At 72.1% G+C, this 7,908-nt stretch carries 7 protein-coding genes; 4 read left to right on the top strand and 3 right to left on the bottom strand.

Translation table 11 applies throughout. The features are described from left to right. A partial coding sequence (locus ADK55_RS23030; protein ID WP_199826604.1) for a TerD family protein occupies positions 1–652 on the top strand: 652 nt, incomplete at its 5' end. Positions 653–753: 101 nt separating this feature from the next. Beyond that, positions 754–930, top strand: coding sequence for a hypothetical protein (locus ADK55_RS39275; RefSeq protein WP_199826603.1), 177 nt, complete (start codon positions 754–756; stop codon positions 928–930). A gap of 28 nt (positions 931–958) precedes the next feature. Here ADK55_RS39275 and ADK55_RS23025 read toward each other — a convergent pair whose 3' ends face one another. Next, positions 959–2,398 carry an alkaline phosphatase PhoX gene (locus ADK55_RS23025; protein WP_053681666.1) on the bottom strand — a complete coding sequence of 480 codons (1,440 nt, stop codon included), beginning with the start codon at positions 2,396–2,398 and terminating at the stop codon, positions 959–961. Positions 2,399–2,696: 298 nt separating this feature from the next. Next, complete coding sequence (locus tag ADK55_RS23020) at positions 2,697–4,208, bottom strand: hypothetical protein (protein WP_053681663.1); 1,512 nt, start codon at positions 4,206–4,208, stop codon at positions 2,697–2,699. 249 nt (positions 4,209–4,457) lie between these two features. On the opposite strand from ADK55_RS23020, the gene ADK55_RS23015 reads away from it, so the two are divergent. Next, positions 4,458–6,299, top strand: a complete 1,842-nt coding sequence (locus tag ADK55_RS23015) for an endonuclease/exonuclease/phosphatase family protein (RefSeq protein WP_053681661.1) — start codon at positions 4,458–4,460, stop codon at positions 6,297–6,299. Positions 6,300–6,521: 222 nt separating this feature from the next. Then, a complete protein-coding gene (locus tag ADK55_RS23010; RefSeq protein ID WP_053681659.1) occupies positions 6,522–6,776 on the top strand; it encodes a hypothetical protein in 255 nt (84 codons plus the stop codon). A gap of 151 nt (positions 6,777–6,927) precedes the next feature. On the opposite strand, the gene dapD is transcribed toward ADK55_RS23010, so the two are convergent. After that, complete coding sequence (gene dapD, locus ADK55_RS23005; RefSeq protein WP_053681657.1) at positions 6,928–7,908, bottom strand: 2,3,4,5-tetrahydropyridine-2,6-dicarboxylate N-succinyltransferase; 981 nt, start codon at positions 7,906–7,908, stop codon at positions 6,928–6,930.

Below are 7,908 nucleotides of genomic sequence, written 5' to 3'. Positions count from 1 at the left end.
GGCCTGGGGCGCCCCGACGCCCACGCCTGCCCCCGCCGCCCCGCCCGCCGCCCCCGCGGCCGCCCCCGGCGCCGGGAAGATCAACCTCGACAAGGGGCGGGTCACCCTCCAGAAGAACCAGACCGTCTCCCTCGTCAAGGGCGGTCGCCCGCTGCTCTCGCAGGTCAAGATGGGCCTCGGCTGGGAGCCCGCGTTCCGCGGCCGCGACATCGACCTCGACGCCTCGGTCATCGCGTACGGCCCCCAGCGCAACCACATCGACAGCTGCTACTTCGGCAAGCTGTCCATCCTGAACGGCGCCGTCAAGCACTCCGGCGACAACCTCACCGGCGAGGGAGCCGGGGACGACGAGGTGATCGTCGTGGACCTCGGCCGGCTGCCCGCCGAGGCGACGGGGCTGGTCTTCACGGTCAACTCCTTCTCCGGCCAGAAGTTCAGCGAGGTCGCGAAGGCCTATTGCCGTCTGATCGACGCCGCGAGCGGGGAGGAGCTCGTGCGCTTCGACCTCACGGGCGCCGAACCCCAAACCGGCGTGATGATGGCCAAGTTGATCAAGCAGTTCAGCGGTGAGTGGGAGATGACGGCCATCGGGGACTTTGTGAAGTCCCGCACAGTGCGCGGCATGGTCAAACCCGCCTCGCAGGCACTCTGAGCAGGTGGGCGGGCACATGGCGCTACCAAAGGCCGATTCGGGTGAGCGATTCCACCTCCGAATCGGCGGTGCCCGTCAGTGCCCGCCCGTAGCCTTGAGCCATGCACAAGACACTCCAGCCCGCGGGTCCGGCCCGCCCGTCCGCCGCAGAGGCGAACGAGGCGATCCGGCACCTCGTCGAGACCGGGGTCGGCGGTGAGTGGCCCTCCGACGCGTACGAATTCCTCCTGGAGGAATGGGCCGCCGCCTCCCGCTCGGAGACCGCGGCGACCCAGTAGCGCCCCGTCGGCCGTGGCCGCGCCCCGCCTAGCGGGCGCGCCGCCACGGTCCGGTGACGGCCAGCATGATGCCCGGGTCCTGGATGTTCGCGTAGAGGGTGCGCCCGTCGGGTGAGAAGCAGACGCCGGTGAACTCCGAGTACTCGGGCGACTCGTCCGTCCCGATGTTGAGCTCGTTGCGGGCCAGTGGGTAGGTGCGCCCCGATTCCGTCGCGCCGAACAGGTGCTGGAGCCCTGTTCCGTCCTCCGCGATGACCAGGCCTCCGTACGGGGACACGGTGATGTTGTCGGGGCCGTCGTAGGCGCCGTCCTTCGCCGGGTCGGCGTTCACACCGAGCAGCACGGTGAGCCTGATCGTGCGCCGCTTGGGGTCGTAGAACCACACCTGGCCGTCGTGCGGGGCGCCCGGGCTCTCCGCGCGGGCGAACGAGGAGACGAAGTACGCGCCCCCGTCGGCCCACCACATGCCCTCCAGCTTGCGCCCCCGGGTCACCGCGGTGTCCGCGAACTGCTTGCGTACCGGCGTCGTCCGCGCGTCGCGGTCGGGCACCTCCACCCAGTCCACCCCGTACACGGTGCCGATCGCGGTGGCGCGCGAGAGGTCGTCGACGAACCGGCCGTTGCGGTCGAAGCACTTGGCGGCGGCGAGCACGCCCGCGTCCGGCGCGAGGGTACGGAGCCTGCCCCGCCCGTGCCGGAAGCCGTGCGGCGGGGTCCAGCGGTAGAGCAGCCCGTTGGGGCCGGAGGCGTCCTCCGTCAGGTACGCGTGGCCCTGGCGCGGGTCGATGACCACGGCCTCGTGGTCAAAGCGCCCGAAGGCCTTGACGGGCCTGGGGTCGCGGTTGGCGCGCCGGTCGTGCGGGTCCACCTCGAAGACGTAGCCGTGGTCCTTGGTCATGCCGTTCTTGCCGGCGAGGTCCGAGTTCTCCTCGCAGGTCAGCCAGGTGTCCCACGGGGTGGCTCCGCCCGCGCAGTTGGTCGAGGTACCGGCGATGCCCACCCACTCGGCGACCTCTCCGCCGCGCCGGACCTCGACGACCGTGCAGCCGCCGGCGGCGGCCGGGTCGTAGACGAGGCCTTCCGCGAGCGGGACGGGCCGCTCCCAGCCCGTGCGCGGGCCCTTCAGCTCGTGGTTGTTGACGAGGAGGGTGACTCCCCGGTGTCCCTCGAACGCGGCCGTACCGTCGTGGTTGGACGGGGTGGTCTCGCCCGAGTCGAGCGTGGTGACACCGCTGTGGGTGATCACGCGGTACCTGAATCCGGCGGGGAGGGCCAGGATTCCGGCCGGGTCGGGCACGAGCGGGCCGTATCCGGGGCCGTGGGGGCGACCCTGCTCGTCGTGCCGCGTGCCGTCGTCGGCCGCGAGCGCTCCGGGAGCGGTGGCGAGGGCGCCGACGGTTCCGGTGAGGGCGACTCCGGCACCGGCGATCACGGTGCGGGCGGTGAAGTCTCTACGGGTGAGCGGCATCGGATCTCCTGGGGTGGGGAGGTGGGGCGCCTGTCGTGCGGTCGTCGGCGCACACGCTCCCGCCCGCACGTGAACGGCGGCTGAACTACCCCCGAACGCGAACCGTCCCCTCACAGCCGGCCGGAATGGCGAACTCCGGCCCATGATCGGCGCGTTGTGCACCCCGGACGAGCCGCCGGACGGGCCCCCAGGCGCACGATCGCCGTGCGCCCGGGCCCCGAACCCCGCCCGCCGTCAGCCCGTCCCGCCTGCCTGCCCGCCTGCCCGTCAAGCCGCCGGACCGCCCGGCCGCCGCCCCTCAGGGCTGTCGGGAGCGGGCCTTGAAGGCGGCCTTGCGGGCTTCCTTCGCCGCCTTCTTGTCCGGGTGCAACCGCCCCATCGCCTCCAGCACGTAGGCCGTGGCGGGGTGTTCCACCCGCCACGCCTGCTCGAAGAATCCGGCGTGGTGTTCGGTCAGGGTTCGCATGAGCAGGGGGAGTTCGTCCGTCTCGCCGTCGGCCGCGAGCTGCGCGGCGATCGTGTCGACCGTCAGCCAGAACACCATCGCCCCGTCCGGCGCCGGTACGTCCGTCGCCCCTCGCTCGGCCAGCCAGACCCGGGCGAGCCCGCCGAGTTCCGGGTCGTCCAGTACCGCCCGGACCGCCGGTTCGGCGGTGGGGCCGGCCGGGGCGAGGGCCTGCTGGCAGCGCAGCCGGCGCAGCGGGGCGCCCTCGTCGTCACCGCGGGCCGCGGCCAGCAGTTCGGCCACCGCGGTCGGCAGGTCCCGTCCGGTCAGCCACAACTCGATCTCGGCCTGCGCCGCGTCCTCCGGGTAGAAGGAGACCGCGTCGAGCAGCGCGTCGGCGCCCTTGTCGGCGAGTTCCCCGATGGCCGGGGCGTCGACCCCGGCCTCCAGCATCCGGGCCCGGATGCCGTACAGGCCGAGGGCCGTCAGCCGGACCATTCCGTACCGCGCCACGTCCTCCTCGGTGCCGTCGCCCTGCCCGGCGAGGAGTTCCTCGTCGTCGGCCTCCGCCATGAGCGCCTCGTCCACCGGGCGGAACTCGACCAGCCCGATCGGCTCCAGCTGCCGGAACTGGTCGTCGAGGCGCATCATCGCGTCCGAGACCTGTTCCAGCACGGCGTCGGTGGGATCGCCCATGTCGTCGGGGACGACCATCGAGGCGGCGAGCACCGGAAGCGGCACCGGGCTGTCGCCGGAGCCTCCTTCGGCGATGGTGAGCAGGTAGAGGTTGGCGAGCACCCCGTCGAGGAAGTCCGCCTCGCGCTGCGGGTTCCAGTCGAGCTGGTCGAAGTCGATCTCGCCGCCCGCGTCCAACGCGTCGACGAGGTCGTCGAGGTCGGGCACGGCCGCGTCCGCGAGGACGGCGTCCAGGGCCGCCAGCCACAGGTCGAGCACGTCGCCGGGCGCGCCGCCCGCGATCAGTGCCAGGTCCTCGCCGGGGGCGGCGGTCCCGTACCGCGGCTCCGCGCCGGCCGCGTCGCCCTCGCCCGCCTCACCGTCCGCCGCGCCCGCGTCCTCGTCCGGCTCGGTCACGTCGACCAGTCCGGTGTCCACGGCCACCCGCCAGGCCTGGCTCGCGAGCACCGGGCCCTCCTCGCCCTCGGGGTCGAGCCCCAGTACGGCCGCCGCCTCGGCGAGCTGTTCGGTGGTGAGTTCGCCGCCGACCTCCACGCGGGTGTGGGGGCCGGCCCAGCGGGCGAGGCGCACGGCGTGCGCGAACAGCGGTGTGACCAGGGCGTCGCGGGCCAGTTCCGCATCGGAGTGCAGCCGTACCGGCGGCAGTGTGGGGTGCGGCTCTGCGGACATGGGGCGGTTCTCCTCGCGGTCGCGGTGGGGCCGTTGGGTCGTACGGCGACGACCCAGCGTAGACGCAATTCGGGCATGCCCGAGGGGCCATCGTCCTTGGTTCATCCCACAGTCAGCTGCCGTCTTCCTCGGAGACCTTGACAACTTCCCGGTCCACACAGGAAATTGACGCGCGTAGATGTACTGAGCAGTACAGGAGCCCCGGACTTCCCGGCGTTCCCCCCCACCCTCACACCGGAGTTCCCGCCCATGCGCTCCTCGCATCCCCGTTCCGCCGCCGTCGCGGCCCTCGTCGCCACCGCCCTGGCCACCGGCCTGCTCGCGGGCTCCGCCGACGCGGCCGAAGGCGCCGTGTCCGCCGATCCGATACGCATCCACGACATCCAGGGCACCACCCGCATATCCCCGCTCAACGGCAAGCAGGTCGCCGACGTCGAGGGCATCGTCACCGGCGTGCGGACGTACGGCTCGCGCGGCTTCTGGATCCAGGACCCCGACACCGACGACAACGACGCCACCAGCGAGGGCGTGTTCGTCTTCACCAGCTCGGTACCGACCGTCGCCGTCGGCGACGCCGTCAAGGTGACCGGCACGGTCGGCGAGTACGTCCCGGGTGGCGTCTCCTCCGGCAACCAGTCCGTCACCCAGATCGCCAAGCCGGTCGTGACCGTGGTCTCCTCCGGCAACGCGCTGCCGGCCGCGACCGCGATCAACGAGTACACGGTGCCCGCCGCGTACGCCCCGGCCGGCGACCCGGCCGCCGCCGGCAGCGTCAACGGCCTGACCCTGGAGCCCTCGCGCTTCGCCCTGGACTTCTACGAGTCCGTCGAGGGCATGAACGTCAAGATCGGCAACTCGCGCGTGGTCGGCGCCACCGACCCGTACTCGGAGCTGTGGGTCACGGTCAAGGGCTGGGAGAACACCGCCAAGCGCGGCGGCACGATCTACGGCTCGTACGAGTCCCAGAACACCGGCCGGCTCCAGATCCAGCAGCTCGCGCCCGTCGCGCAGCAGCCCTTCCCCGTGGCCAACGTCGGCGACAAGCTGACCGGCACCACCGAGGGTCCGCTGGACTTCAACCAGTTCGGCGGCTACACCCTGGTGGCCCGCACCCTCGGCACGGTCAAGGCGGGCATCCTCGCCCCCGAGAAGACCAAGGCGCAGGCGGCCAACGAGCTCGCGGTGGCCACGTACAACGTCGAGAACCTCGACCCGAGCGACCCGCAGGAGAAGTTCGACGCGCTGGCCAAGGCCGTCGTCGAGAACCTCGCCTCCCCCGACGTCGTGGCCCTGGAGGAGATCCAGGACGACAACGGCGCGAAGAACGACGGCACCGTCGCGGCCGAGCAGACGCTGACGAAGTTCACCGCGGCGATCACGGCGGCCGGCGGTCCCGCGTACCAGTGGCGGACCGTCAACCCCGAGAACAACAAGGACGGCGGCGAGCCCGGCGGCAACATCCGTCAGGTGTTCCTCTACAACCCCGCGCGGGTCTCCTTCACCGAGCGTGCCGCGGGCGACGCGGTGACGGCCACCGGTGTCACCACGGTCGACGGCAAGGCCGCCCTGACCCACTCCCCCGGTCGGATCGACCCGGCGAACGCGGCGTGGGCCGACAGCCGCAAGCCGCTGGCCGGCGAGTTCGTCTTCCGCGGCAAGACGGTCTTCGTCATCGCCAACCACTTCGGTTCCAAGGGCGGCGACGAGGGTCTCACCTCGCACCACCAGCCGCCGGTGCGCTCCTCGGAGGCCAAGCGGCTGCTCCAGGCGCAGGCCGTGAACGGCTTCGTCAAGGAGATCCTGGCGGCCGACAAGAAGGCGAACGTCATCGCCCTCGGCGACATCAACGACTTCGAGTTCTCGGCCACCGCCGACGCCCTGGCGGACGGCGGGGCGCTGTACCCGGCGATCAAGTCGCTGCCGAAGGCGGAGCGCTACTCGTACGTGTACCAGGGCAACGCCCAGGTGCTGGACCAGATCCTGACCAGCCCGGCGATCAAGACCTTCACGTACGACAGCGTGCACATCAACGCGGAGTTCGCCAACCAGAACAGCGACCACGACCCGCAGGTGCTGCGCTTCCGCCCGTAGTCACGGGCGGATCGGCGGGGGTTCCGGGCGCCGTCCCGCCCGGACCCCCGCCACCCGTCGAGGGGACCTTCCGCCACCCGTCGAGGGGGCCTTTCCGGACAAGGTGGGGACTTTCGGCCCTGGCGTGACACTCGACACACCCCTGTCCAATTCGACCGTTCTGGTGTTGAGTGTCTGCACGCCCGATCTTGCACGCTCGATCCCGCACCCCCGGAGGACCGTGTGTTCCCCTCCATCACCCTCGTCCAGGAAATCGGCATAGCCGTCCTGCTCGTGGCCGCCCTCGTCTGGGTGATCGGCCTCGGCCACGTCCTCTGGGACGGCCGCTTCCACCACTCCGGGCAGGACGCCTTCGAGGGCCTGTCGACGATCCCGACCCAGCGCGGTCCGGCCGGGCACCCCATGGAGTCGGTGGAACTGACGGAGGAAGAGGAACAGGCCTTCGCCGGCCTGGTCCGCACGATCCCCCTGCACTGACCGGTTCGGCCCGTCGGACACCCTCCCCCGCTCGGGGCGGGAGGGCCGCCCGCGGCCGGCGTCCACTCGGGGACGCGCGACGCCCTCCCACCCGTTCGGGGTGGGAGGGCGTCGTGACGTCCGGCGCGGGCGATCCGGCCCCGTTCGGGGGTCAGTTGTGGCTGTGCAGGATCTCGTTCAGGCCGCCCCAGACCGCGTTGTTCGGGCGGGCCTCGACGGCGCCGGTGACCGAGTTGCGGCGGAAGAGGATGTTGTCGGCGCCGGAGAGTTCCAGGGCCTTGACGATCTGGCCGTCCGGGAGGGTGACGCGGGTGCCCGCGGTGACGTACAGGCCGGCCTCGACGATGCACTCGTCGCCGAGGGCGATGCCGACGCCCGCCTCGGCGCCGACCAGGGTGCGCTCGCCGATCGAGATGATCTGCTTGCCGCCGCCCGACAGGGTGCCCATGGTGGACGCGCCGCCGCCGATGTCGGATCCGTCGCCGACCACGACGCCGGCCGAGATGCGGCCCTCGACCATGGAGGTGCCGAGGGTGCCGGCGTTGAAGTTGACGAAGCCCTCGTGCATGACGGTGGTGCCCTCGGCGAGGTGCGCGCCGAGGCGGACGCGGTCGGCGTCGGCGATGCGGACGCCCTTGGGGGCGACGTAGTCGGTCATGCGCGGGAACTTGTCGATCGAGGTGACCTGGAGGTGCAGGCCCTCGGCGCGGGCGTTCAGGCGGACCGTCTCGATCTCGTCGACCGGGACGGGGCCCAGCGAGGTCCAGGCGACGTTGGTCAGCAGGCCGAAGAGGCCGTCGAGGTTCTGGCCGTGCGGCTTGACCAGGCGGTGGCTGAGCAGGTGGAGGCGCAGGTACGCGTCGTGGGCGTCCAGCGGCTTGTCGTCGAGCGAGGAGATGACCGTGCGGACGGCTACGACCTCGACCCCGCGGACCGCGTCCCGGCGGATCGCCTTCGGCGCGGTGGCCCCGAGGAGTTCCACGGCCTGTTCGGCGGTGAGGCGCTCGGTGCCGGCCGGGCCGGGCTCGGCGACGAGGCGGGGGGCGGGGAACCAGGTGTCGAGGACGGTGCCGTCGGCGGTGAGGGTGGCAAGGCCGGCGGCGACGGCGCCGGAGGTACGCGTAGCAGTCAT

The organism is Streptomyces sp. WM4235, assembly GCF_001279725.1.
Taxonomy (GTDB): Bacteria; Actinomycetota; Actinomycetes; order Streptomycetales; family Streptomycetaceae; genus Streptomyces.
This window is presented reverse-complemented; position numbering and strand designations above follow the sequence as displayed.

Excerpts from the sequence above, each read along its gene's own strand:
- ADK55_RS39275 (WP_199826603.1), top strand. The coding sequence starts at position 754 with ATGCACAAGACACTCCAGCCCGCGGGTCCGGCCCGCCCGTCCGCCGCA.
- ADK55_RS23025 (WP_053681666.1), bottom strand. The coding sequence starts at position 2,398 with ATGCCGCTCACCCGTAGAGACTTCACCGCCCGCACCGTGATCGCCGGT.
- ADK55_RS23020 (WP_053681663.1), bottom strand. The coding sequence starts at position 4,208 with ATGTCCGCAGAGCCGCACCCCACACTGCCGCCGGTACGGCTGCACTCC.
- ADK55_RS23015 (WP_053681661.1), top strand. The coding sequence starts at position 4,458 with ATGCGCTCCTCGCATCCCCGTTCCGCCGCCGTCGCGGCCCTCGTCGCC.
- dapD (WP_053681657.1), bottom strand. The coding sequence starts at position 7,908 with ATGACTGCTACGCGTACCTCCGGCGCCGTCGCCGCCGGCCTTGCCACC.